The following is a 25,261-nucleotide window of genomic DNA, read 5'->3' on the forward strand; positions in this document are numbered from 1 at the left end:
ACTTTAAAATTGTGACATACATCCTCGTATATGCTAAGGTTTTCATTGAATTTTGTCTAAGAAATTTAAACAAAAAACAAAACAATGAAAACAAGATTTTATACATTCATACTTGCTTTATTTTTTAGCACTGCATTAATAGCACAAAAAAAACAAAACAAACCAAGCGTGTTAATGGTACTATCTAGTCACCAAGAATTAGGTAAAACCGGAAAAGAAACTGGCTACTATTTAAGTGAAGTTACGCATGCTTATGAGGTTTTTGAAGCTAATAATTATGAGATAACACTAGTTAGTCCAAAAGGAGGAAACCCGCCAGTAGATGGTTTTGATCTTAAGGATGAAGTGAATAATAAATATTGGAATGATGCAACATTTCAGAACAAACTTCAAAACACATTAAAAGCTTCAAAAGTAAAAGCTAAAGATTACGACGCTATTTATTATGCTGGTGGACATGGAACAATGTGGGATTTCCCAAGCAATAAAAAACTAGCAAAAATTGCTGCAAAAATTTACGAAAATGATGGTATTGTAGCAGCTGTTTGTCATGGTCCTTCGGCTTTGGTAAATATTAAATTATCTAATGGTAATTATTTAGTCGATGGTAAAACGGTAAGTGTATTTACAAATGAAGAAGAAGCCAATGTAAAATTGGAAAACGTTGTGCCATTTTTATTAGAAAACAAACTTATTGAACGTGGTGCGACTGTAGATAAAGCAGCTATGTGGCAGGAAAAAGTAAGCGTTGATGAACGTTTAGTAACAGGTCAAAATCCTGCTTCTGCAAAATTAGCAGCAGAAAAAATTGTAGAACTTTTAAAGGCTAAACACTAAAAATGGAAACGCAAATAGGAACTTTAAAAGCAAAATCAAAACGTAAAAGCCTACCAGCTGCATTATGGGCATTAACCATAAGTGCATTTGGTATCGGTACTACAGAATTTGTTATTGTTGGCTTACTGCCAACAGTAGCAAACGATTTAAACACCTCAATATCCTCTGCAGGTTTATTAGTAAGTCTGTACGCCGTTGGCGTTGCAATTGGTGCGCCAGTATTAACCGCATTAACAAGTCAAATTGCAAGAAAACGACTGCTAATAGCCATAATGCTATTATTTATAATTGGTAACGGATTGGCAGCTATTGCACCTAGTTTTATCTTACTAATTTTAGCTAGAATCTTAACAGGTTTTGCACATGGTGTGTTTTTTTCAATAGGCTCAACAATTGCAGCTAGTTTAGTGCCGGAAGATAAACGTGCTTCTGCCATTTCTATAATGTTTGCAGGTTTAACTGTAGCAATCGTTACTGGTGTACCATTAGGAACCTATATAGGACAAAACTTTGGATGGCGTGCCACCTTTATAGGTGTTGCTATCTTAGGAATTATTGGTGCGGTAGCAAGTTACTTTTTGGTACCAGCGTCGATTAAAACATCAAAACCACTTCGTATCGTAGATCAGTTAAAAGTACTTAAAAACCGTTCTATTTTGCTGGTACTTTCTATCACAGCTTTAGGTTATGGTGGTACTTTTGTAACCTTTACCTATTTAGCTCCTTTATTAGAAGAAGTTACTGGTTTTTCAGCAAATATGACGAGTATTTTATTACTAGTTTACGGTATTGCAATTGCATTAGGTAATGTAATAGGCGGTAAAGTATCTAATAAAAAACCAGGGAAAGCCTTAATGGTTATGTTTGCCTTACAAGCTATAGTATTGTTAATACTTTATTTTACAGCATCTAGCCAAATATGGTCAGTGGTTACACTATTTTTTATGGGCATATTAGCCTTTTCTAATGTGCCAGCATTACAATTGTATGTGGTAAAAATGTCTGAAAAGTACTTGCCAGGTACCGAAGATGTTTCATCAGCTTTAAATATAGCAGCCTTTAATGTAGGTATTGCAATTGGCGCCTATGTTGGAGGACTCATTATTGAATCTTCACTTGGTGTTGGCGCAACACCTTGGGTAGGTAGTATATTAGTAATAGTCGGCTTTTTAATCACTTTGATTTTATACAAAAAAGAAAAACTTTAAAACAATGAAAACTTTACAATTTAGAAATAACGACGAAATGCCAATTTTAGGTCTTGGTACCTTTAGATCAGAACCTAACGAAGTGTACACGTCGGTATACGAAGCTATTAAAATAGGTTACCAACATATTGATTGTGCATCAGTATATGGTAACGAAAAAGAAGTAGGAAACGCTATCGCAGATGCCATTAAAGAAGGTATTGTTACACGTGAAGACCTATGGATTACTTCAAAATTATGGAGCGATTCTCATGGAAGAGAAAACGTTATTCCTGCGTTACAAAACACCTTAAACGATTTACAGTTAGAGTATTTAGATTTATACCTAATCCATTGGCCAATTGCCTTTAAAAAAGGTGTCGAGTTTCCTAAAACAGCAGAAGAATTTATTCCGCTTGAAGACCAACCACTTACAGACACTTGGAAAGGTATGGAAGATGCTTTAGAACAAGGCTTAGCTAAGCATATTGGGATGAGTAATTTCAACCAAAATGATTTAACAGATATTATTGATCATGCTAAACATTTACCAGAAATGCTTCAGGTAGAAGTGCATCCGTTTTTACAACAAAACGAACTGTTAGAATTCGCTAAAGCACATCGCATTCACATGACGGCTTATGCACCAATTGGTTCCGGTGCAAATGATGATGATGATTTAAATTTGTTGAAAAACAAGACTGTTAACGATATTTCAACTGCTAATAACATGACTGCAGCACAGGTACTTTTAGCTTGGGATATACAACGTGGTGTTTCGGTAATACCAAAATCGGTTAACCCAAAACGCCTTCAAGAAAACTTTAATACTATTGCTTTTGAATTGAATGAAGACGATATGAAACGTATTGAAGCTTTAGATAAAAATCATCGTTTTATAGATGGTACTTTTTGGGAAGTTGAAAAAGGTCCGTATACAGCAGAGGGTATCTGGAATGACTAAGAACAAAACTACATCAGACATGTTTACTTATTTAAGTTTTAAACTGTTTGATGTAGTTCAATTTTTTTAATTTTATGAAAAATTTTGATAAACTATACAAACCAGGTAAAATGACGCTTGGTATTGAATTTCCTTTAGATAACGATTGGTCTTTAGAAGGCGATAAAAAACGAAAGGAAGATGGCAGACCATTTGGTGTGCCAGATATTAGTAAGCATTTACAGTACGTTAAACAAATTGATAAGGCTGGTTTTGCTGCAGTTTGGATTAGAGAAGTACCTGTTTACGATCCTAATTTTGGTGATGGCGCACAGTTATTTGACACCTTAAGTTATTTAGGGTATTTATCTGCCGCAACTAAAAATGTGTTGTTAGGTACAGCCGCAATAGTTTCTCCATTACATCAACCTATAAAACTAGCAAAAGCAACCGCTACGATAGAACATCTAAGTGACAGCCGACTTATTTTAGGCTTAGGTTTGGGTGATAGACCTGTTGAGTTTCCAATGTATGGTATCGATTATCAAGAGCGACCAAAATTGTTTAGAGATCATCTAAATATTATGCAAGAAGCTTGGAAAACCAACAGTGATTTATCGGCCATATATCCGTTTTTAAATAAAGGTGTTGCGGTATACCCGAAGCCAAAACATCAAATTCCGCTAGTCGTTGCTGGACATTCCGGACAAAGTCTTGAGTGGATTGCCAAAAATGCTAATGGTTGGTTTAATTATCCAAGAACACCTGAAGAAACATATTTAAACCGTAAACGATGGTGCGAAGCATTATACGATACAGATCAAGCCTGCAAACCTTATATTTCGGCATTTCATTTAAATCTGTTACAAGATGATAATACTATATTTAAACCACATCGTTTTGGTGGTTCAGTTGGTATTAATCACTTAACTGAATTACTAAAAGCTTACGAAGACGCCGGTGTAAACCACATGGCCTTACATTTACGAAAGTCAGACACATCTTTAGATGAGGCGATTTCAAAAATTGAAACAGTAGTTCTTCCTAATTTTTATTAATAATTTACATAATCAACAATTTCTAGCCCGTAACCAATCATACCTACACGTTTAGTTTGTTTAGTATTAGAAACCAAACGTAGTTTATGAATGTGTAAATCGTGTAAAATTTGTGCACCAATACCAAAGTCTTTGTTGTCCATGACTACATTAGGAGCTTTCATTTCACCTTTTGTTTGGTTCTCTTTTAAAATGCGAAGTCTATTTAAAAGGTTTAATGCTTGCATTTGTTGGTTAATAAATAATATAGCGCCTCTACCTTCATCATTAATAACTTTGAACATTTGATCTAATTTTTTGTCAGCATTATTGGTTAAGGTTCCTAAGATATCATTGTTAACTAAAGTAGAATTAACACGAGTTAAAATAGGCTCATTTTTACTCCAAGTACCTTTGGTTAGGGCAATGTGTACTTGGTTATTAGTAGTTTGTTTATATGCACGAAGGCGGAAATCACCAAAACGAGTTTGAATGTTAAAATCTTCTTTCTTTTCAATTAACGAGTCGTGCTCCATTCTATAAGCAACTAAATCTTCAATAGAAACAATTTTTAAATCAAATTTCTTAGCAACTTTCATTAGTTGAGGCAAGCGTGCCATGGTACCGTCTTCATTCATAATTTCAACGATAACGCCAGCAGGCTCTAAACCAGCTAAACGAGCAAAATCTATAGCAGCTTCTGTATGACCGGTTCTACGTAATACACCTCCGTTTTTAGCTTTTAAAGGAAAAATATGCCCTGGTCTAGCTAAATCAAAAGGTTTTGTATTAGGATTAATTAAAGCTTGTACAGTTTTAGCTCTATCAGAAGCAGAAATTCCTGTAGTAACACCATTTCCACGTAAGTCAACCGATACAGTAAAAGCAGTTTCCATAGGGTCGGTATTGTTACTAACCATCATTCCTAACTCTAATTCTTTACAACGAGTTTCAGTAAGAGGGGTACAAATTAACCCACGACCATGAGTTGCCATAAAGTTGATCATTTCTGGGGTGATTTTTTCTGCAGCTGCTAAAAAGTCACCTTCATTTTCACGATCTTCATCATCAACTACGATAATAACTTTACCGTTTTTTATATCTTCAATAGCTTCTTCAATTGTGTTTAATTGAATATTAGTTGGTGTTTGTGTTGTCATTATGTTGCGGTTTTCTCTTTTTAGAGAATAAGTTTTTTACAAAGTTTCGTATTGGAGCAAAAAAGCTATTAATATCAAAAAGACCTTTATCTTTGGTAGCTCTAACTGTTAAAATAATAGCCAAAGGTAGCATTAAAAATACACTTAGCCAAGAGCCAGTAATAGCTGTAAGTGAGCTTTCTTCTGCTAGGTTTCTTCCGAAGGTATTGGAGAAAAAATATAGTACATAAATGGCAATTGCCAAAATCATAGGTAAGCCCATTCCTCCTTTTCTAATAATAGAACCTAAGGGAGCACCAATAAAGAAAAGTAATAAACAAGAAAGAGAAAAGGCCATACGATTAAAAAACTCTATATCATATAAATTTAAATATTTTCGTTTGTTTTTTAAGATGTCTTTGTTGGATTTATTATTGTTGATTGTACGTTCTAATTTAGAGGTAGCTACCGAAAGAATATTTTGCTTTTCTTTTAATTCAAAGTTTTCAAGAATGTCTAGAGAAAGGTTTTTGTTTATTAATGAGTCAGGGTGTTGGTATAAATCTTCTACATCAATACTTAAAAACAAGTTTTTAGCTCTACTACTAACAAAAGCATCATAATTTTGTTTCATTGTTGGCAAAGTGTCCTTTAACTGAGCCAAACTTAACATATTGTAATTTGTTTTATACTTTTCATCTTCCAAACCATCATCATTAAATGAAGAGATATCAATGTTAATAGTATATTCTTTAAAAGTTGCGTAGGAAGCTGGCATTTTTTCTCGCTCTTTATAAGAAGCTCCGTTTTTCAAATGATGTTCAAAATAATGTCCATTTTTTAAAACCAATGTCATATAACGACTACCTTCTTCTGAAAGAATTTCACCACGTTCTGCAGTAATTATTTTATTGTTTCCTTTTTTAGAAGATAAGTCGTAAATCATCACTTCTTTTAAAAGGTTATCATCTTTACCGTACTTTTCTTTAAATTTTATTTGAAAATTAGGGATTTCAGTGTTAAAACTTCCTGCAACTAACGCTATTGCAGGTTGTTTCTTTTTAATGTTTACCTTCATGTTTAATTGCTTAAGCATTGCGTATGGGTATACATAGTTAAGAAACAAAAAGTTAATACTACTTAAAAAAATAGCTAAGAAAACAATAGGGCGTACCATACGCTGTAAAGACACACCTGCAGATTTTGCTGCAGCAAATTCATAATTTTCAGATAAACTACCCAGTGTCATAATAGAAGATAATAAAACACCAATAGGTAAAGCTTGAGGGGTGACAATAAGAGTTGTGTACCACAAGAATTTTAAAATAATTCCTGCGCTAATACCTTTACCAGCAAAATTATCAAAAGCTAACCATAATACTTGCATTACTAATACAAACAAAATGATAAAGAAGGTTGCTAAAAAAGGAACTAAGAAGCTTTTTAATATATATCTGTCTAATGTTTTCACAGATGCAAAGGTAGTAGGTTAGTGGCATATAAACACAAAAGTTTTGTTAATGATTTTTGAGCAAATCAGTAACAAAACTTTTATGTAATTTTTTAGTCGATATAATATCCTTGCTTAGCATACTTAGTTCTATCAAAAGAAAAAAGTTGAGCAGATATAGGTTGGTTGCTTTTAAATTTAGTAATTGTAAAAGTAGTTTCAGCTCCGTTAGAGCCTATTTGGGTAAGTTTATAAATATGTTTTGTTTTAGCATCGATACCTAATTGAACTTTTACAATATCAGAGTTACTATCAATAGGAGTAAGGTCTATGTACTGAACTTTACGTCCATTACTGTTTTTTAATGCCCCCATTTGGTAATTATAACCTTCTTTGTAAAAAGTTAATAATTTAGAAGGGTAAATAAAGCCATCTTCTTCATCTAAATTACCATTGTTAATACTAACCTCCTTTTCATCTTGGTTAATAACAACTAATTTTTTTCCATCAAAAATAAAGGTGTTTCCAAGATAGTCTAGGTTATATTTTTCACCAGAGAGTGTAATTTCTCCTCTTATTGGAGGGTCATTTGTGATACCCGCTTCTTTGTTAATTAAAGAAGAATTAAAACCTATAACCATGTTTCTGTAGGTACCCATTTTATTTGAAACTTCATCTAACAGTTTTTTTGCTTCAGAAGAATCTGTTTGTCCCATAGCACTAATGCTAATACATAATCCAATAAATAATAATCCTATTTTTTTCATCGTCTTTCTTATTTCCACTTTCGGAATAGTTTATAATTATTAATTCTTTTCACTTTCTAATAATTGCTCTAAAGCAATTAAGTCTGGTACAAGTACTTGTCGTGCTTTGCTACCTTCGAAAGGACCTACAATACCAGCGGCTTCTAATTGATCTATTAACCTACCTGCTCGGTTGTAACCTAACTTCAATTTACGTTGCAATAACGATGCCGAACCTTGTTGTGCAGTAACAATAACTTCAGCTGCTTCTTTGAACAGTTTATCTCTGTCTGCAATATCAACATCAAGATTTGTGCCACCTTCTTCGCCAACATATTCTGGAAGTAAATAAGCTTCTGGGTACGCACGTTGGGAACCAATAAAATCGGTGATTTTTTCTACTTCAGGTGTATCTACGAAAGCACACTGAATTCGAGTAATATCATTTCCTCCAGAATACAATAAGTCACCTCTACCAATTAATTGGTCTGCTCCTGGGGCATCTAAAATAGTTCTCGAGTCAATTTTTGAAGTTACTCTAAAAGCAATTCTAGAAGGGAAGTTTGCTTTTATAATACCTGTAATTACATTAACCGATGGACGCTGAGTTGCCACAATTAAATGAATACCGATGGCACGTGCTAATTGAGCTAAACGAGCAATAGGGGTTTCTACTTCTTTTCCAGCGGTCATAATCAAATCAGCAAATTCGTCAATTACTAATACAATATAAGGTAAAAAGCGATGTCCGTTTTCAGGATTTAGTTTACGAGCCTTAAACTTAGCGTTGTATTCTTTAATGTTACGAACCATGGCATTTTTAAGCAAGTCGTAACGATTATCCATTTCAATACATAAAGAGTTTAAAGTGTTAACTACTTTGGTAGTATCTGTAATAATAGCATCAGAGTCATCTGGTAATTTCGCTAAGTAATGACGCTCTATTTTATTGAATAGTGTTAATTCTACTTTTTTAGGATCAACTAATACAAACTTTACTTCAGCTGGATGTTTTTTGTATAGAAGTGATGTTAAAATAGCATTCAATCCTACTGATTTACCTTGTCCTGTAGCACCTGCCATAAGTAAGTGAGGCATTTTAGCTAAATCGATAACAAAGGTTTCGTTTGAAATAGTTTTACCTAAAGCAATAGGAAGTTGCATAGGTGATTCTTGAAACTTTTTTGAAGCAATTACCGAATGCATAGACACGATAGTTGCTTTTTTATTAGGTACTTCAATACCAATGGTTCCTTTACCTGGAATAGGAGCAATAATACGTATTCCTAAAGCTGAAAGTGATAAAGCAATATCGTCTTCTAGGTTTTTAATTTTTGAAATACGAACTCCAGCTTCAGGTACAATTTCATATAAGGTAATTGTTGGGCCAACAGTTGCTTTTATTTGTGCAATACCAATTTTGTAGTTTTTTAAAGTTTCTACGATTTGATTTTTCTTAGCTTCAAGTTCGGTAGGGTCAACAGAAATACTTTCATTATATTCTTTTAGTAAGTTAAAAGAAGGGAATTTAAAATTTCCTAGCTCTAAGGTAGGGTCAAACTCACCAAAATCTTTGAGTAATTGATCTGATAAGTTTTCAGAGACACTTTTTTCTTCTGCAATTTTTTCAATAGCAACTTCTACTTCTTTTTTACTGTCTTCTAATATATCTATCGTAGGCTCGTTAGTTTGAGTAATATCTAAAGAAATTTCTTCTTTCTTTTCGTTATTTGAAGTTTCATCAACACCAGAATAGTTAGAAATGGTTGGTTGTAAATTTTCTAGAGATAGTTCAAAGTCTGATTTATCTTTCTTTGCTTCTTCAGTTTTAGCTTCTTCAGAATTGATGTTAACATCAGTATCATTTACAATTGTAGAGTCATCTCTGTTAACTTTAGGAGTATCTTTTATAGCGTTAGCTTTTTTCTCTTTATTAACTTTTACCTTTTCACTAATTGTCTCAGGAGTAATACTAAAGCGTATAATTAAATAAGCAACTAAAAAGAAAATAAGCAAAATAGCCAGCCCTGTTTTACCTATGAAAGTTTGTAAATATTCATTTAATTCAAAACCAATAACTCCTGATAAAAGGGCATGTTTTTTTTCAAAAAAACCCAGAGTTATTGCAAACCATAACATAATAAGAATAGCCCAGTTCCAAGAGGTTATAATTCTTTTTAGATTGGTTTGAAGTAAAATTCTAGATCCTGTTAAAAACAATGTTATAGGTATAATAAAAGCTCCTAAACCAAAACCGTCGTATACAAGAAAATTACTGAGTTTAGCACCTATTTTTCCTAATAAATTTTTAGTAGGAATTGTTCTGTCTGCAAATTGACTAAGTGTGCTTTGATCTTCTTGCCAAGAGAAGAAAAAAGAAATAAAAGCAACGGTTAAAAATATAGAAAACAGTAATAGAAAAAAACCTAGAATAGTTTGGTTTTGTCTATTTGAAAAAAAGGTTTTAGCCTTTTTAATGATAGAAGTTTTTGGCTGTTTTTTTTGAACAGTTGTCTTTTTTTTTGCCATGTATTTTTGTTAGGAATAAATTGAACGCTACAATATAGCTATTATTTTAGGAAGGTAAATTACTCCAGCAATAATTAACGATACAAGAGCTGCAAATGCAGGAGCACCAGCAGCAATATCTTTAATGAAACCTATTTTTTTATGGTAATTTGGATGTATAAAATCAGCTACTTTTTCTATGGCAGTATTTAGAGCTTCAGCAACTAAAACAACTCCTATAGCTAACACTTGAACTATCCATTCGGTTGCAGATATGTTAAAGTAAAAACCTAGGAAAACAGCAATTAAAGCAAATGTAAGTTGAGCCTTTATGCTATCTTCTGTAGTTATTAATAACCACATTCCCTTTACTGCAAATTTAATACTACGTATGCGTCCCTTTAAAAAGCCGTCATTCGGGTTCTTCATATATTCTTAAAGAGCTTTTAACGCAGCTTCATAATTAGGTTCGTCTACAGTTTCGTTTACTTGTTCTGTATAGGTTACAGTACCATTTTCATCAATAATAACAATAGAGCGAGAATGTAAGCCTGCTAAAGGTCCTGTAACAATTTCCAATCCATAGTCTTTGCCAAATCTACCAGCAGCAAAATCAGATAACATTACTACATTTTCAATACCTTCAGCACCACAAAAACGATCTTGAGCAAAAGGTAAGTCTCTAGAAATACATAAAACTTTAGTGTTTTCTAAATTGGCTGCTTTTTTGTTGAATTCTCTAACAGAGGTAGCACAAGTACCTGTATCAACACTTGGGAAAATATTTAAAATTAATCTAGTACCATTAAAGTTATCTAATTTTTTAATAGATAAATCAGTTGCAACTAATGAAAAATCAATTGCTTTAGTTCCTATTTTAGGTAGGTTGCCTATTGTTTCAATAGGGCTCCCTTTTAGTGTTATTGATGCCATTTTATTCCAGTTTTAATAAAAATCAAAGGTAGTTAAATAAATTAAAAAATAAATAAGATAAAGTTGGAGCACCTTTAAAAAACTTATCTTCGCAGCTTGAAAAATGGATAGAAATTGAATTTACAACAATATACATCTGAGTTTAAATATAATTTAAAACTTGCTACTCCAGTGATGTTGGGTATGTTGGGGCATACTTTTGTGAGTTTTATAGATAATATTATGGTGGGGCAACTTGGAACTGCTGAGTTAGCAGCAGTTTCATTAGGTAATAGTTTTATGTTTATTGCTATGTCGTTAGGTATTGGTTTTTCTACTGCAATAACACCTTTAATTGCTGAAGCAGATTCTTCAAATAATTTTACACAAGCAAAATCTACTTTTAAGCATGGACTTTTTTTATGCACTATGATGGGTCTTGTACTGTTTTTAGCTGTTTTCTTTTCGAAGCCGTTAATGTATTTAATGAAACAACCTATAGAAGTAGTTGAGTTAGCGATTCCATATTTAGATTTGGTAGCCTTTTCATTAATTCCGATGATTATTTTTCAGGCATTTAAACAGTTTAGCGATGGAATGTCGATGACACGTTACCCTATGTATGCAACATTAATAGCTAATGTGTTAAACGTGCTACTTAATTACTTACTTATTTATGGAAAGTTTGGTTTTCCAGAGTTAGGAATAGTAGGAGCTGCTTATGGAACATTACTTTCAAGGTTTGTAATGGTAGTATATCTGTGGTGGTTGTTAAGTAAAAAGGAACGATCAAAACGCTTGGTAACCAATATTAAGTTTTTTGTTTTAGATACTTTGATGATTCGAAAAATATTAAATTTAGGTACACCAAGTGCTATGCAAATGTTTTTTGAAGTAGCTATTTTTACGGCAGCAATTTGGTTAAGTGGATTGTTAGGTAAAAATCCTCAAGCAGCAAATCAAATAGCATTGAATTTATCTTCTATGACATTTATGGTAGCAACCGGATTAAGTGTTGCATCTATGATTAGAGTGGGGAATCAAAAAGGATTAAAAAATTATAAAGAATTACGAAGAATAGCGTTTTCAATCTTTTTCTTAGGAACAATATTAGCGGTTGTATTTGCTACTTTCTTCTTTGTTTTTCATAAATCATTACCAAATTTATATGTTGATTTAAGCGATGCTGAAAATTATGCAGATAATATGGAGGTAATGAGTATAGCAGCAAACTTATTAATTGCTGCCGCAATTTTTCAGATTAGTGATAGTATACAAGTTGTAATGTTAGGTGCTTTACGTGGTTTACAAGATGTTAAAATACCTACATTAATAACTTTTATATCGTATTGGATAGTTGGTTTTCCGATTAGCTTTTTCTTTGGAGCAAAAGATATGTATGGTAGCTTTGGTATTTGGTTAGGATTACTAGCAGGATTAACTACAGCGTCAATCTTATTATTTATACGATTTAACAAATTAACTATCAAACTTATTAAAACAAAACACTATGAACTTACCTAAATTTTTATTAGCAGATAATAGTAAACACCCAGAAGATATTTTCGTTTTGCATACTGAATATCCTCGTTTTTTAATTAATTTAAAAGACGATGAAGTTGAATGGTTTGAAGATTTATCAAATGAAAATGAACAAGATTTAGCTAATGAGTTAGAAAGCTTAATTGAAGCTGCAGGATTGTTTTATGATGCAGAAATGGAAGGGTTAGATTAAAAATTAGCCTTCTAAAAATTCAATAGGGTTTAGATAAAACATTTTTTTCCACCCTTGTCTTTCTAAATCAATCTTCCATACATAAGGTATTATAGTAAGTATAGAGTAGTGTAAATGTGGAGCTTTTCCAGCGGCATTCCCACTAGTTCCGACAGTACCAATTACTGAGTTATTATTTACAAAAGTTAAAGAAGATGTTTTTACGTTTTCTAAATGTGCATAATAATGTAGCCTCCATTTTGGACCTAAAACTAGTACTGTATTTCCGCCCATACTTTTTTTTCCAGAAAATAAAACTATTCCTAGAGTAGAAGAAGTGATTTTAGTATTTTTCTTAGCAAAAATATCAACCCCTTTGTGAGTAATTGATTTTCCCCATGGGTAATACCAAAATGATTTTGGGTTGTAATCTGATTTGGTAGCTCCCTTAACAGGCATTTTTAAGTTTTGAGGAATTAAAAAACCTGTTAATAGAAGCACTAAAATAATAAGAACTCTTCTTTTTATTTTAATAGCCATTACCACCAAAGCTCTTTTTTTTCTTCTTTCCAAAGAATTAATCTGAAATCTTCATAATGACTTCCATTACCAATGGTATGTGTATCTCTGTGCCCTTTACCTAACTTTAATTTATGAAGAATTCCAGCATAGGTACTTACCCATAAAGTTTGATTGTTGTCAGAAATTGTAATACCGCTAATGGTAGAGCCAAGATAATGTCGCCAAATACAGTTCCCATTTTTATCAAAAGCTTTAATGTATCCGTAAGCATCACCTAAAATGTAATAGTCTTTAGTAGCTGTACCAATATACACTCTCATTTCATCATCAATAACCTTAAAATTATCTGCTTCATCTACATAAGATTCAACTTCTAATCCGTTTAAGTTCTTAGCATCAACCCCTATGGTAATTCCGTTATAAAAATGACAAGAGTTTGTAATAAGTTGTTTGTCGTCTTTAGAAAATAGGCAAAAATGAGGATAAGAAGATTGTGGACCAATTTCTCCAATTTGATTTCCTTCATTATCTAATACTCGATGATCAAAAGATTGATCACCAACTACAATATATTTATTGTCATTAGATAAAGCAGCGTTTTCCATGTCTATGTATGGTTCCCATTCTTCATCTTCTAAATGGGGCAAAGGATGTATCATGTGTGTCTTGTTTTTAGATATTAAAAATATTCCTTCTGAAGTAGTAATAAGTACTTTTTTTCCATCGTTGAAGGGTGTTATATTTGAAATACCTAATTCATTTATATCGCCTAACTCAAAAGTTTCAATAATTTCTCCATCCCATTCTTTACGTGTAATTAATGTTTTTGGAGTTTTAATTGCAAAAATGTTGTTTTGATGAGATTTTCCTATGGCATCAATGGTATTATCTAATTTAATAAGTGTTCTGTTGTTTAGAAGATAGGCTTGCCTATTTTGATAGGCGCTACCTGTTACAAAAACGATTTTTTCATTTTCAATAAAGCATAGCTGTTCAATACTTTGTCCTTTTTCTTTAAAATATTTTATTAATGGAGTATGAGCAGGTGGGTATTGTTTTCTGAACTCTTCAATATGTCCAGTTTTATTGGCTTCTCTTAACTTTTGTACCACGACATCAGCTAAATGATCACGATTGTCTTCTGGTTCTTTACCTTTCCAATTTTCCCAACCATGTTCTTCACCAAAAGAAACCATCTTGTTAACCTCAGTAGCATAAGTTTCGCCAATTTTACACCATTCTTGTTGTATTTCTTTGTCGTTTGCTTTACTAGTCTCCATTATATACTTTTACTTTTTAAATATGTTTTTACTTTTTTATAGCCAATCAGCTTCAATTCCTTTTTCTTGAAATTCTTCTAAAAGTGAATCATTTTCGCTGTAAAGAAGAGAAATGTTTTTTAAGTTAGGAAGTAGTTCAGCATCAACAGCAGAGTTTACACTAAATACATCATCTTCACCATCCCAAAAGGGAATAATTTGACCATAGATTTCGTCACCACCATCCATGTCTAGTTCTTCAATGTTTTCAACCATTTCTGAAGTAATTTTTAAGTTTTTAAAATGTTCTAATACTTCAGGAATAATTTCATAACCTTCTTCTTCAATAACATCATAAGCTTCTGAGCTAGATAAGTTTCGCTGTTTTTCTATAAACTCATAAACGTCTAATTTAGGCTCTAATACTTCTTGAACATACATTAATTCATTAATCACTGCTAGTTTAAAGTTTAATTCTTTAAAATTTAATTGATTACTCATAGTCTACTTTGTGTTTTAATTAGCAAGAGGTTAAGTGTAGAAAACACTTAATAGCTTTTTTGGGTGAAATTATTTATAAAAACAAAGGCAATCGACACGAAATTTGTTAAAAAAAATATAAGATTAGCTTGTGAATGATGATTAAAGTTTATGAAAGAAACGCAATAGCGTATTTCTATCACTATTGCGTTTTTAGGTCTATTTAGTTATTTGATGTGTCCAAAAAGCACCACTAATATCAGTTATTTTTAATGTATATGTTCCGTTAGAAAGATTAGAAAAAACTTGATTTTTGAAAATCATTTTAGCTTTAGCCCCTAAAGGCACAACCAAGCTGTGTTTACCTGGTTTTATTTTAGCAACATAATAATTTAAGATGTTTTCATTAGTTAAAGAAGCTAAGTCTTTTTGAGAATACTGAATAACAGTATTATTTTGTTGGTTTGATAATTCAACAGAGATAACCCAAGAACCGTAAACATCAACACCCTCTGTTCTAAAAAGGTCAAAAGAAAGTATATCGTTGCTAATTTTAGCTTCTGTTATTTCTAATTTAGGTTTTACTGATTTGTTATGAAGTGTACCCCAAACTCCGCCATGAAATACTTGGTTTGTGAATAAAGTCATTCCTAAAATAGCCAAGGATCCTATTAAAACAAATTTTGGAAAAATATGGTTCTTAATTGGTATAACTCCTGACCCTAACCATGCAAACCATTTCTTTTTAGTAAAGGAAAAATTGTTTTTTATGAAGTAGTTGTCTATTGAATATTTACCGCTGCCTGTTAAAAAAAGTACATAACCTGTTGCAATTCCAAGTACACCAATTTGCCATTCGTCAAGACATGTTGTACCTATCCAACCAGAGCCAAGGAGAATTCCCATTGCTAACCCAAATACACCTATACTCATTATTCTGGTAAATAAACCAAATATGATGAATAGACCTACAATTCCTTCAATAATGGTAAATATTACCATGTTTAACCATAGGATGTCAGGATTTTCTACTAAATATTGAATAAGAGGTTTAATGCCTAAAGCGTTAGGGAGAAAATGATTGAATTTTTCTCCAATGTATCCAGCTACTTCAGGATCAAGTTTATTAGCTAAAATTGTTCTTCTCCAAAAGGCAGAAAAATATGTCCAGCCAATAACTAAACGTATAGCAAGAACTAAAAGTCCAGAATCATTTTTTATATTGTTGTTAATCATTTTTTTTATTTAAGTTAAGTGAGGCTAGCTATTTAAACTTAAGGCATAGCCACGAGTTACATAAACATTGTTTATGTAGGTTGTTATTGTTTTACTTGATGTTGTTAAATTCTACTTTTTATTAAAGTAAACTATTAAGTGGAAAGTGGTATTAAAGATAAACCTTAAAGTTTTTAAATAAAATATAAAGAGGAACTGAAGTTGTTACATTTCTCTTTTTTTGATAATCAATCCTTGTTTTGTAATGAAAAATTTCACCAAAGCTAAAAGAAAGGTTAAAAGCTCTATTTATAAAAAAAGGATAAACCTTAATAGAAGAAGGTATTGTTTGTAGTAGAGAAATGTCTGTAACCTCACGACTATAGCAACTAAGATTGCTAGTGGTGGTCTGACTTTTACTCGAAACCTCTGTAAGGGGAACATTAAGTTCTGCTTGTATAAAGTTTCTAACCTTACAGGGAGAAAATAGCAATAAAAATACTAGTCCTACTATTGGAAATAGGGATGATGTATTAGGTATTTTACTGTGTTTTCTCACATTGTAAACTTATAAAATAAAAGGAGTGTTGTTTGTTATAGTTTTCTTAATAAAGTTACTGTATCTGTAAATGCTCCATTTCTTTATTGGCTAAAGTCTTTCTACCAACAATTTTAAAACCTAGCTTTAGATATAGTTTTTTAGCATTAGGGTTGTCTTTATCAACCAAAAGACCTAATGTTTTGTTCTTTTTATGAATATATTCATCAATTAAAAAGGTTAGTATTTTAGAACCAACACCTTTACCTTGGTAGCTAGGGTTTACACCAATACAATCAATATAATACTCACCAGGCTGGGTTTCGTATTCGTATGTTAGTTCTTTATTAAACATGGTTTTTATTAATGCAGCTACTGGTTTTCTAAGTTTTTTTAAATCTGCACCATCATATATGTTAGCTGCAGCAATAGTTTTATTGTCACTTTCTATAACCCAACAGTTTTTATAAGAGTATTGGTTGTTTTTTTGAATAATTAATGCCTCTAAAAAGGCAAGTGCTTTTTTTGTAGAACTTTCTCCAATAAATTTATAAACAATGTCTTCCATTGCTAATAACATATAAGAAGCAATTTCTTTAGTGTCTTTAGTAGTGGCTTTTCTTATAATCATAGTGAGTTTTTTAATTAATTTTATTTCTAACTATTTTAACATTCATACCGAAAGACTTTTTATATGTTATAATTTTTACTTTGTTTCTAGATATAGAACTCCCTTTTTTAAAACTACTATAACTAGTAATATTTTTATTAAGTATTGTAACGTTTCAAAAAGTATAAGCTTCACTTCCCCAGAAAGAAGTAGAGTCATTGTTTGTTTTTTTACATGAACACAAGCTAAGTAGTAAAAATACTAGTATAAAGATTCTCAAATTCTTAAAAATTCAATTTTTACAAATTTATGTAGTCTATGATTAACTTTTCCTTTATTTCTCAAGTTTATGTGCTGAGGTCGGTATCTTCCCATTCAGTACCGTTAGAAAGCATCCATGTTAACGAATGTCTACGTTCATGTATAACTCCTCCATTTCCAATAGGCTCGAAGCCATCAGGAGTAGTGTTTCCTCCTAGTTGAGCACTTCTTACAGCATTATGCAAACAGTAAAATAAATCTTCTTTTTCTACTAATTTTTCTTCTTCTAGAGTGTGTTGTTGAGGAAGCCAATCACTAATTAAAGTATCAAGTGAACAAGTGTAATTTATAAAGATTTCCTGCATTTGCTCACCAGTCATCATTTGACCAGAAATTTCAGGCTCGTCATAACCAAAGTACCAAGCAAGTGGCCATGCGTTTTCAAACTTCCAACCAATAGAATTTCTTAACTCAATATCATTTCTAGAAGCATCAAGTATTTCTTTTTCCTCTAGGGTCATGTAACCAAAAAGTTTATTTTGATTAATGAAGTTAATTATTTTTTCGTCGGGTAAATTTTCTGAAGGCACCATAAGCCATAAAACAAGAGCTTTTATAGCGTGGAGTCTTCCTGCAATTTCATCAGCAGGTCTTAACTTTGTTTCTCTAATTGTAGGGAGAGAACTTGCAGGATGAAATCCGGCGTTTAGACAAGTAGTAATTGATTGAGATCTAACTATTGAAGAATCTTTTTGAGTTGTTTGAGTATTATTTGTTGAAGTTTTTTTTCTGTTAAACCATCCCATAGTTTGTTTTTTATGTTTGTAAGTTTATAGCTTATTTTTGGTGAAAATATTCATAATAGTAATAGGTGTTGTTATAGAATTTGTTAAAATATAGTAAAGATTGATAAGAAATTTATGTTACTACTTTTTTCATAGGTTTAAACTGTTTGGTAACATTATTATTATCTTAATAAATAAAGTTTAAGTAATTTTTATTTAATGTGTTATAAATAAGTGTTCAACGTTTTTTAGTAGTAGACCTAGAATAGGTAAGATAAATTAACATAGCGTAACTAAAACTTAGTTGTTTTTGTGCTATAATAAAAACTTAAAAATCTATTACCTTCGCAGTATGCAACAAACAACAAATACAATTTTAATGGTCCGTCCTGCAAACTTTAGGATGAATGAGCAAACAGCAGTAAATAATTATTACCAGCAAGAGTTGTCAGGAATGTTACCTGCATCAATCAATGTTAAGGCACAAGAAGAGTTTGATGCTTTTGTAGAAAAATTGCGAGCTGTAGGAGTTAGTGTAGTAGTTACTGAAGATATCAAAGAGCCTAATACACCAGATGCATTATTTCCAAATAACTGGATTTCTTTTCATGAAAACGGAGACGTAGCTATCTACCCGATGTTTGCAGAGAATAGACGTTTAGAACGTAGAGAAGACGTGTTGGAAAAACTAGAAGAGAAAGGTTTTGTAATTGAAAATGTTGTAGACTATTCAGAAGCAGAAGAGGAAGGGATTTTTTTAGAAGGAACAGGAAGTATGATTTTAGATAGATACAATAGAAAAGCCTATTGTGCCTTATCACCACGTGCAGATGAAGAATTGTTTATTGAGTTTTGTGAAGATTTTGAATACACACCTGTAATTTTTACAGCAAATCAAACAGTTAAAGGAAGGAGAGAAGCTATTTATCATACAAACGTAATGATGTGTGTTGCGGAAAGTTTTTCAGTGGTATGTTTAGATTCGATAGATGATAAAAAAGAAAAGAAAAACGTATTAAAACACTTAAAGTCGGATGGAAAAGAAGTTATTGCCATCTCAGAGCAACAAGTAACACAATTTGCAGGAAATATGTTACAAGTTAAAGGAGTAAATGACGAGCGTTACTTAGTAATGAGTTCTTCCGCCTTTAAATCATTAAACCCAAATCAAATTAAAGCTATAGAAAAACACTGTAAAATACTGCACAGCTCTCTAGAAACTATAGAAACCTGTGGTGGAGGAAGTGCTCGTTGTATGATGGCTGAGGTTTTTTTGCCAAAAGCCTAAGCAACCATTGTATTTGAAATTTTATAGTTTTTATAATACTGCATTAAAATAAAAGAACAGATAACTGAAGAAGCAATTCCTTCAATAGCTAATGCAAATACAACTAGTGGTAAACTTAAATTTTGCCCCCAGAAAGAAGATTGTTCAAGTATTGTCATAAAACTAGCATCAATAAAATCTACATATATAATTAGCCCAAAAACAGTTAAGGCTACAGCAATTATTGAGGTTCCAATTCCTAATAAAAAATTACTGAAATATAACGACTCATGGTTTTTAACAATGTTGGTTTTTATAGCCCTGTTAATACCATAAAGAACGAAAGCAAAGTTTAAAAAACGTAGTTCGGATATATCTTCTAATCCAAAAATTTTCATAACTAAAAAAAAGCAAACAATACCCGTAAAAATTAGCATTGCATTGTTAAAGATGATTTTATTGCTCGACATAATAATGCATTTTAAGAGTTAAACGTCTTAAAAATACAAAATAAAGAAATGAAAATCAATTATTTATAACAAAGCTTCTTTTAAAATAGTTACAGGATGTTTTGCTAAACGCTTTGTTCCGTCATAAATTTGATGACGACAACTGGTACCAGCAGCAACTATTTCTGTATCAACCGAACAGTTTCTAACCTTAGGAAACAACGTATCTTCCCCCACTTGCATACTTACTTTATAGTGTTCTTTTTCATACCCAAAAGATCCTGCCATACCACAACAACCAGTATTCATAATGGTCACCTTGTAGTTTTTAGGAATGTTTAAAATAGAAAAAGAAGCGTGTGTACTAGACAAAGCTTTTTGGTGACAATGTCCATGTATTTTAAGCTCTTTAGTTTCATTGCTAAATTTAGTGGTGTCTATAGAACCTTTAGTATGTTCTTTAGCTAAAAATTCTTCAATAGTGTAACAGTTTTCAGAAAGCTTTTTGGCTGTTGTTTTATCATCTGCTAAACGTAAGTACTCATCTCTAAAGGTTAAAATAGCCGAAGGTTCTAATCCAATTAATGGAGTTTCTTCAGAAATTAGTTCTTTAAAAGTGTTTACATTTTTATTAGCAATTTCTTTAGCTTCTTTTAAAAAACCTTTTGAGATATAGCTACGCCCACTTTCTTCGTGGTTCACGGTTTTTACTTCATATCCTAGTTTTTCCAATACAACAACTGCGTCTTTTCCAATTTCTGCATCATAATAGTTGGTAAACTCATCATTAAATAAATACACTGTTTTTTTAGAAGCTATTGGTTTATGGTTTTCTAACCAAGTACTTAAAGGTTGTTTTGCTAACTTAGGAACAGAACGTTCTGTGGCAACTCCCATAACCTTTTTAGCTAGAGTAGTATTGGTAAAGAAATTTGTTAGTACAGAGAACTTACTTCCTAATTTATTGTATTTAGCATTGTTAGCAAATAATTTACTGCGGAAAGAATATCCGTTTGTTTCTTGATATTGGTACAAGAATTCTGCTTTCATCGAAGCAATATCTACATTACTCGGACATTCGCTAGCACAAGCCTTACAGCTTAAACATAGGTCTAGGATATCTTTTAATTCTTTAGAATTGAACTTGTTTTTAGCGGTATTATTCGTTAAAACTTCACGAAGTGTATTGGCTCTAGCACGGGTAGTTTCTTTTTCGTTTCGAGTTGCTCGATAACTAGGGCATAAAGTCCCGCCAGCTTCGGGAGATTTACGGCAATCACCTGAACCGTTACACTTTTCAGCTAGTTTTAAAATACCTTCGCTATCTGAAAAATCTTGAATGGTTTCTATTTCAGGTTCATTTCTGTCAATTTCATAGCGCAAACTTTGATCCATTGGAAAAGCATCCGTAATTTTTCCTTTGTTGAACACATTGTTCGGATCAAATGCTTTTTTTATTCTTCGTAATAATTGGTAGTTTTTGTCACCTATCATCAACGGAATAAATTCCGCACGCACAATACCATCACCGTGCTCACCACTAAACGATCCTTGATATTTTTTAACTAACTCAGCAGTTTCAGTAGTTATTTTTCTAAATAATACTACGTCTTCCTTTTTCTTTAAATTCAAAATAGGACGTAAGTGTAGCTCACCAGCTCCTGCATGTGCATAATACACTGCTCTTTGCTGATATTTATCCATAATTTTGGTGAATTCCTCAATATAAGTAGGTAAATCCTCCAAGGCTACGGCAGTATCTTCAATACAAGCTACCGCTTTATCGTCTCCAACAATATTTCCTAATAATCCTAAACCTGCTTTTCGTAGTTGATGTACTTTAGCAATGTCTTCGCCATATACTTTAGGATAGTGGTACCCAAAATTGTTTGCTTTTAAATCTCCAATAAGTTTATCGGCTAATATTTCAGCTTCTTCTATAGTGTCTGCCGAAACTTCTAACATTAATACAGCTTCCGGATCTCCTTGTAAAAAGAAACGGTTTTTGGCTTGTTCACGGTTATTTTTAGTGCAATCTAAAATTACTTTATCCATTAATTCACAAGCATAGAGTGTGTGTTTCATGGTAGTAACAGTAGCTTTTAAGCTTTCGTTTACACTAGTAAAATGCGGACATACCATAATACTTTGCGTAGGAGGTAGGTCGTCTAGTTTAATTGTAATAGCCGTTGAAAATACTAAGGTTCCTTCACTTCCTGATAAAAATTTAGCAGGGTTGATAGTTGGTTCTGTCCCACCAAATAAATCGGAAGTTAAAAATTCATCAACAGCATATCCTGTATTTCTTCGGTGAATGCTTTCTTTTGGGAATTCTTTTTTTATTTCTTGCTGAACAGCTTCTTGAAAAAGCTCTGTATAAATAGCACGATAGATATTTCCTTCTAACGAATTTTCTATTTTCTTTTGATTGAATTCTGTCGAAGTAATTTCAGAAAAAGTAACTTCACTACCGTCACTTAACAAGCCTTGAATAGCAATTACTTTATCACGAGTTACTCCATAACGAATAGAAGTACTTCCTGAAGAGTTATTACCTACCATTCCGCCAATCATACAACGGTTAGAGGTTGAGGTATTCGGACCAAAAAACAACCCGAATGGTTTTAGGAAGCGGTTTAAATCGTCACGAATAATTCCTGGCTCTACCGTAATGGTTTTGTTAATCTCATCAAAAGCCAGTATGTTGGTAAAGTGTTTAGAAACGTCTACAACAATTCCATCTCCCACACACTGTCCTGCTAATGAAGTTCCTGCTGTACGCGGAATTAAGGTGATGTTATTTTTAGTAGCAAAATCAATTAATAGTTGAATATCCTCTATGTTCTTAGGATATGCAACTGCTAGTGGGATTTTACGATATACCGAAGCATCGGTTGCGTAAATGTTTTTATGTAGGTCGTCAAAAAATAGTTCGCCAGTTAATGATTTTTTGAACGTTTCTAGTTGTGTTGTTTGTACCATTATCTTAAATACCTAAAATGTGGGTAGTGTTGTTAATTATTCTATTGGAATGTGACGCTTAAAACAGGTATCGAAACATATAAAAGTATCGGTTCCTGCTACTCCTTTGATTAAATGTACGTTATCGTATAGTATTTTTTGTAAATGTTCGTTGTCTCTAGCAAATATTAAAATAAAAATAGCGTAGTAACCAGAAACAAAGTTACATTCGGTTATTTCGGGTATTTTTTCCAACTCGTGCATTACTTCTTTAGCAAAGCGAGCTTCACGCAATCGAATACCTGTGTATGATTTAGTTTTATAACCTAAGCTTTTTTCTTCTAAAACAAATTCCGCATTTTTAATTACACCTTCTGCAGTTAGTTTTTTAATGCGCTGATGAATTAAGGAGTTGGAAACCTTTAATTCATCGGCAATTTGCGAATAGGCTTTACGAGCATCTAAACGTAATTTTGATAGTATTTGTTTGTCTATATAATCAAATTGATTTTCCAAAAGAATAATTTTGTTAGAATAAACTTAATATAAGCTACAAGATAAACAATCGTTTTTAACGAAAAAAAAGTGTAGCTGATAATGCAAATATACGGCTACACTTTTTCAATATTCTATTTTACGCTTAAGCATTTATTACTGCTAAGCAGTTTTGTATGCTTTCATCTTGCATGTCTTCATACCATTTTGTTAACTTATAAACAGGTTCACCTAAATCTTTTTCAAATAATGATTGATTTGAAGTGCCTTCATATTCGCGTTTAGCATCATCTGTTCCTAAGTTTGAAGCAAAAATTCCTGCTGCACTTACAGGTAAGAAATCTTCGTAAACCATAGGTTCTATGCTTAAATAGCCATCCTCTAATAATTGGTTTACATCTGCTTTTGTATACACTTTTTCTTTAGATAAAGTTTTTGCTTTATCGGTAGTGAAATAATGGAAATATGCCAACTCTTTTGAGTGTAGCTCTTCATAGTTATCAGGAAAAACTTTAAAATTTTCTGCTAATAATTTATTGTATTCTGAGGCATTTTTGGCAGTTGGTGATCCACCAATAGCTTTACGTGTTTTACCTAATAACTCGTGATACAAGTCAAGTCCTTTTTGAGTTAACGCTACACCACGTTGTTCAATCTCACCAAAGCGAGCTTTGTGTTCGCCTATTTCTTCTTTTTCAGCATTGTTTTTAAAAGTTACTTTTTCGGTCAATGCTTTAAAACTTGTTTGACGTAATAGAATAGGGCATTTTCTTGCAGGAGGTCCTTCTATATTATCTTTTGGTGGAATATTACGAGTTTCCATACTTGTTTGCACCTTGTCTATATCTAAAGTTCTAGGAGTTAAATGGTTGATGTGAGGCCCTTTGAAAGCAACTACATCAGCAATTAATCTGTGTTGATTTAGTAAAGCTTCGTACATTTTATAATCTACGGTAGCAGTATCGTGCCAACGAAAAGTTTCTAATGCTTCTTGAACAAAGGTTTCGGCATCTTCTTTATTTAACCCACCTTCTTTTTCAGACTTATCAATGAGTTGTAAAACTTTTTCTGTAAAAATTTGACGTTTTTCTAAAATAGTTTCAACATTGTTACGAAGCTGAGTATCATCAATTAAATCTAAACGTAATAAAGAGGTAAAAACTCTGAATGGAGCTTGGTTAAGAGCGGTGCTTTCAATAGCTCTAAATGCTGTAGAATGAACAGGAACACCAGCTGGGGCTAAATCGTAGTAGCCAACAGAATACATTCCCATTACTTTAAACAGACGTCTCATCGTAAATAACTCATAGGGTTTGCCTAAACGAATTGCTCCGTGGCGTTCCATATTTAGTCGAGTTAATTCGCCAGTATGTGCTAACTGCTCTTCAATTTCTTTAGACTCAGAAAGAACATTATCATTGATATCATGAACCAAATCAAGTAACTCACCATAAAGTGGTACCTCATTTTTGTACATATCAGACATAATTTTAGAGAAGCGGTTACGAATGTACTCTGGAGAGACAAATTCTTCAGTTGTATTAGTAAAACTTTCTAGTTTATTTTTTGATGACATAGTTTATTGAGATTTACTACAAATTAAATGAATTTAATTTTTTTTAGCATATGTAAAAATGAATTTTGTTTTATTGATGTTTATTTTGAGTTTATTTGATTTTATAGGTGCGTTTTTTTAAACCAAAAAGACGATTTTTTACTAAAAAAGTGTTTCTTAAAAGTCAATTTGACTTTGTTTCAATAAGCCTTAATAAAATATTTCAGAGTTTTAATTCTATTAGATGTTGGTAACGATAAGTTTTGTTTTAATTTTTTTGTAAAAACTCTGACTACAAATGACTCATTATTAGTGGTTAATGTTTTTATCTTGAAAAAAATAAATTTTATGGTAGGGAGAGGAGATATATGGTTGTCTTAAGGTTATAAAT

Annotated in this window: 23 protein-coding genes; 7 read left to right on the forward strand and 16 right to left on the reverse strand. The window is 32.1% G+C overall.

All coding sequences use genetic code 11. The features are described 5' to 3' along the window. Positions 1–84: 84 nt before the first annotated feature. From ABHQ57_RS07320 to ABHQ57_RS07335, 4 genes are all read left to right on the forward strand, one after another. Positions 85–837 (forward strand): type 1 glutamine amidotransferase domain-containing protein, encoded by a 753-nt coding sequence (locus ABHQ57_RS07320; protein ID WP_159616078.1) that lies wholly within the window; start codon positions 85–87, stop codon positions 835–837. 2 nt (positions 838–839) lie between these two features. Next, positions 840–2,045, forward strand: coding sequence for an MFS transporter (locus ABHQ57_RS07325; protein ID WP_082118644.1), 1,206 nt, complete (start codon positions 840–842; stop codon positions 2,043–2,045). Positions 2,046–2,049: 4 nt separating this feature from the next. Then, entirely contained in the window at positions 2,050–2,988 is a 939-nt protein-coding gene (locus ABHQ57_RS07330; protein ID WP_167713499.1) for an aldo/keto reductase, read from the forward strand. Between the two features lie 74 nt (positions 2,989–3,062). Then, positions 3,063–4,025, forward strand: a complete 963-nt coding sequence (locus ABHQ57_RS07335; protein WP_159616072.1) for a TIGR03571 family LLM class oxidoreductase — start codon at positions 3,063–3,065, stop codon at positions 4,023–4,025. On the opposite strand, the gene ribB is transcribed toward ABHQ57_RS07335, so the two are convergent. The 6 genes from ribB to tpx form a co-directional block, all read right to left on the reverse strand. Continuing rightward, a complete protein-coding gene (ribB, locus tag ABHQ57_RS07340) occupies positions 4,022–5,164 on the reverse strand; it encodes a 3,4-dihydroxy-2-butanone-4-phosphate synthase (RefSeq protein WP_159492487.1) in 1,143 nt (380 codons plus the stop codon). The two genes, ABHQ57_RS07335 and ribB, sit on opposite strands and share 4 nt — an antisense overlap. Beyond that, positions 5,142–6,614, reverse strand: coding sequence for an LptF/LptG family permease (locus ABHQ57_RS07345; protein ID WP_073181290.1), 1,473 nt, complete (start codon positions 6,612–6,614; stop codon positions 5,142–5,144). Before ABHQ57_RS07345 ends, ribB begins: the two co-directional genes overlap by 23 nt. Positions 6,615–6,706: 92 nt before the next feature. Further along, on the reverse strand, positions 6,707–7,360 hold the full coding sequence (locus ABHQ57_RS07350) for an outer membrane lipoprotein carrier protein LolA (protein ID WP_047789293.1): 654 nt from the start codon (positions 7,358–7,360) through the stop codon (positions 6,707–6,709). Between the two features lie 39 nt (positions 7,361–7,399). After that, on the reverse strand, positions 7,400–9,868 hold the full coding sequence (locus ABHQ57_RS07355) for a DNA translocase FtsK (RefSeq protein ID WP_047789292.1): 2,469 nt from the start codon (positions 9,866–9,868) through the stop codon (positions 7,400–7,402). A 27-nt stretch (positions 9,869–9,895) separates the two neighbouring features. Beyond that, positions 9,896–10,276 carry a diacylglycerol kinase family protein gene (locus ABHQ57_RS07360; RefSeq protein ID WP_047789291.1) on the reverse strand — a complete coding sequence of 127 codons (381 nt, stop codon included), beginning with the start codon at positions 10,274–10,276 and terminating at the stop codon, positions 9,896–9,898. A gap of 6 nt (positions 10,277–10,282) precedes the next feature. Beyond that, positions 10,283–10,780 carry a thiol peroxidase gene (tpx, locus tag ABHQ57_RS07365; protein WP_047789290.1) on the reverse strand — a complete coding sequence of 166 codons (498 nt, stop codon included), beginning with the start codon at positions 10,778–10,780 and terminating at the stop codon, positions 10,283–10,285. Positions 10,781–10,894: 114 nt separating this feature from the next. On the opposite strand from tpx, the gene ABHQ57_RS07370 reads away from it, so the two are divergent. Further along, the gene (locus tag ABHQ57_RS07370; protein ID WP_073181288.1) at positions 10,895–12,283 is read left to right on the forward strand and encodes an MATE family efflux transporter; all 1,389 of its coding nucleotides are present in this window, start codon (positions 10,895–10,897) and stop codon (positions 12,281–12,283) included. Next, complete coding sequence (locus tag ABHQ57_RS07375) at positions 12,270–12,494, forward strand: hypothetical protein (RefSeq protein WP_073181286.1); 225 nt, start codon at positions 12,270–12,272, stop codon at positions 12,492–12,494. Before ABHQ57_RS07370 ends, ABHQ57_RS07375 begins: the two co-directional genes overlap by 14 nt. A gap of 3 nt (positions 12,495–12,497) precedes the next feature. Here ABHQ57_RS07375 and ABHQ57_RS07380 read toward each other — a convergent pair whose 3' ends face one another. From ABHQ57_RS07380 to ABHQ57_RS07405, 6 genes are all read right to left on the reverse strand, one after another. Further along, a complete protein-coding gene (locus tag ABHQ57_RS07380; protein ID WP_231128387.1) occupies positions 12,498–13,046 on the reverse strand; it encodes a M23 family metallopeptidase in 549 nt (182 codons plus the stop codon). Next, a complete protein-coding gene (locus ABHQ57_RS07385; protein WP_167713500.1) occupies positions 13,013–14,275 on the reverse strand; it encodes a hypothetical protein in 1,263 nt (420 codons plus the stop codon). The genes ABHQ57_RS07380 and ABHQ57_RS07385 overlap by 34 nt, the downstream gene beginning before the upstream one ends. Before the next feature lie 36 nt (positions 14,276–14,311). Beyond that, positions 14,312–14,755, reverse strand: a complete 444-nt coding sequence (locus tag ABHQ57_RS07390) for a DUF6892 domain-containing protein (RefSeq protein ID WP_159492484.1) — start codon at positions 14,753–14,755, stop codon at positions 14,312–14,314. Positions 14,756–14,953: 198 nt separating this feature from the next. After that, positions 14,954–15,970 carry a TQO small subunit DoxD gene (locus ABHQ57_RS07395; RefSeq protein ID WP_167713501.1) on the reverse strand — a complete coding sequence of 339 codons (1,017 nt, stop codon included), beginning with the start codon at positions 15,968–15,970 and terminating at the stop codon, positions 14,954–14,956. Positions 15,971–16,563: 593 nt separating this feature from the next. After that, the gene (locus ABHQ57_RS07400; RefSeq protein WP_167713502.1) at positions 16,564–17,118 is read right to left on the reverse strand and encodes an N-acetyltransferase; all 555 of its coding nucleotides are present in this window, start codon (positions 17,116–17,118) and stop codon (positions 16,564–16,566) included. Between the two features lie 326 nt (positions 17,119–17,444). Next, positions 17,445–18,164: a DUF4272 domain-containing protein gene (locus ABHQ57_RS07405; RefSeq protein ID WP_167713503.1), complete on the reverse strand. Its 720-nt coding sequence runs from the start codon at positions 18,162–18,164 to the stop codon at positions 17,445–17,447. A gap of 331 nt (positions 18,165–18,495) precedes the next feature. On the opposite strand from ABHQ57_RS07405, the gene ctlX reads away from it, so the two are divergent. Next, entirely contained in the window at positions 18,496–19,431 is a 936-nt protein-coding gene (gene ctlX / locus ABHQ57_RS07410; protein WP_167713504.1) for a citrulline utilization hydrolase CtlX, read from the forward strand. On the opposite strand, the gene ABHQ57_RS07415 is transcribed toward ctlX, so the two are convergent. The 4 genes from ABHQ57_RS07415 to ABHQ57_RS07430 form a co-directional block, all read right to left on the reverse strand. Next, entirely contained in the window at positions 19,428–19,880 is a 453-nt protein-coding gene (locus ABHQ57_RS07415) for a hypothetical protein (RefSeq protein WP_047789280.1), read from the reverse strand. The genes ctlX and ABHQ57_RS07415 overlap by 4 nt on opposite strands. A gap of 63 nt (positions 19,881–19,943) precedes the next feature. Further along, positions 19,944–22,841: an FAD-binding and (Fe-S)-binding domain-containing protein gene (locus ABHQ57_RS07420; protein WP_167713505.1), complete on the reverse strand. Its 2,898-nt coding sequence runs from the start codon at positions 22,839–22,841 to the stop codon at positions 19,944–19,946. Positions 22,842–22,877: 36 nt separating this feature from the next. Continuing rightward, the gene (locus ABHQ57_RS07425; protein ID WP_231128388.1) at positions 22,878–23,336 is read right to left on the reverse strand and encodes an Lrp/AsnC family transcriptional regulator; all 459 of its coding nucleotides are present in this window, start codon (positions 23,334–23,336) and stop codon (positions 22,878–22,880) included. A 124-nt stretch (positions 23,337–23,460) separates the two neighbouring features. Further along, the gene (locus tag ABHQ57_RS07430) at positions 23,461–24,891 is read right to left on the reverse strand and encodes a VOC family protein (protein ID WP_167713506.1); all 1,431 of its coding nucleotides are present in this window, start codon (positions 24,889–24,891) and stop codon (positions 23,461–23,463) included. Positions 24,892–25,261 lie beyond the last annotated feature (370 nt).

Origin of the sequence: Tenacibaculum sp. ZH5_bin.1 (assembly GCF_042865525.1) — a bacterium.
In the GTDB taxonomy this organism is placed as follows: domain Bacteria; phylum Bacteroidota; class Bacteroidia; order Flavobacteriales; family Flavobacteriaceae; genus Polaribacter; species Polaribacter mesophilus.

What these genes read in the sequence shown, in the direction of transcription:
- ABHQ57_RS07320 (WP_159616078.1), top strand. Translation starts at nt 85, where the DNA reads ATGAAAACAAGATTTTATACATTCATACTTGCTTTATTTTTTAGCACT.
- ABHQ57_RS07325 (WP_082118644.1), top strand. Translation starts at nt 840, where the DNA reads ATGGAAACGCAAATAGGAACTTTAAAAGCAAAATCAAAACGTAAAAGC.
- ABHQ57_RS07330 (WP_167713499.1), top strand. Translation starts at nt 2,050, where the DNA reads ATGAAAACTTTACAATTTAGAAATAACGACGAAATGCCAATTTTAGGT.
- ABHQ57_RS07335 (WP_159616072.1), top strand. Translation starts at nt 3,063, where the DNA reads ATGAAAAATTTTGATAAACTATACAAACCAGGTAAAATGACGCTTGGT.
- ribB (WP_159492487.1), bottom strand. Translation starts at nt 5,164, where the DNA reads ATGACAACACAAACACCAACTAATATTCAATTAAACACAATTGAAGAA.
- ABHQ57_RS07350 (WP_047789293.1), bottom strand. Translation starts at nt 7,360, where the DNA reads ATGAAAAAAATAGGATTATTATTTATTGGATTATGTATTAGCATTAGT.
- ABHQ57_RS07355 (WP_047789292.1), bottom strand. Translation starts at nt 9,868, where the DNA reads ATGGCAAAAAAAAAGACAACTGTTCAAAAAAAACAGCCAAAAACTTCT.
- ABHQ57_RS07360 (WP_047789291.1), bottom strand. Translation starts at nt 10,276, where the DNA reads ATGAAGAACCCGAATGACGGCTTTTTAAAGGGACGCATACGTAGTATT.
- tpx (WP_047789290.1), bottom strand. Translation starts at nt 10,780, where the DNA reads ATGGCATCAATAACACTAAAAGGGAGCCCTATTGAAACAATAGGCAAC.
- ABHQ57_RS07375 (WP_073181286.1), top strand. Translation starts at nt 12,270, where the DNA reads ATGAACTTACCTAAATTTTTATTAGCAGATAATAGTAAACACCCAGAA.
- ABHQ57_RS07385 (WP_167713500.1), bottom strand. Translation starts at nt 14,275, where the DNA reads ATGGAGACTAGTAAAGCAAACGACAAAGAAATACAACAAGAATGGTGT.
- ABHQ57_RS07390 (WP_159492484.1), bottom strand. Translation starts at nt 14,755, where the DNA reads ATGAGTAATCAATTAAATTTTAAAGAATTAAACTTTAAACTAGCAGTG.
- ABHQ57_RS07395 (WP_167713501.1), bottom strand. Translation starts at nt 15,970, where the DNA reads ATGATTAACAACAATATAAAAAATGATTCTGGACTTTTAGTTCTTGCT.
- ABHQ57_RS07400 (WP_167713502.1), bottom strand. Translation starts at nt 17,118, where the DNA reads ATGATTATAAGAAAAGCCACTACTAAAGACACTAAAGAAATTGCTTCT.
- ABHQ57_RS07405 (WP_167713503.1), bottom strand. Translation starts at nt 18,164, where the DNA reads ATGGGATGGTTTAACAGAAAAAAAACTTCAACAAATAATACTCAAACA.
- ctlX (WP_167713504.1), top strand. Translation starts at nt 18,496, where the DNA reads ATGCAACAAACAACAAATACAATTTTAATGGTCCGTCCTGCAAACTTT.
- ABHQ57_RS07415 (WP_047789280.1), bottom strand. Translation starts at nt 19,880, where the DNA reads ATGTCGAGCAATAAAATCATCTTTAACAATGCAATGCTAATTTTTACG.
- ABHQ57_RS07420 (WP_167713505.1), bottom strand. Translation starts at nt 22,841, where the DNA reads ATGGTACAAACAACACAACTAGAAACGTTCAAAAAATCATTAACTGGC.
- ABHQ57_RS07430 (WP_167713506.1), bottom strand. Translation starts at nt 24,891, where the DNA reads ATGTCATCAAAAAATAAACTAGAAAGTTTTACTAATACAACTGAAGAA.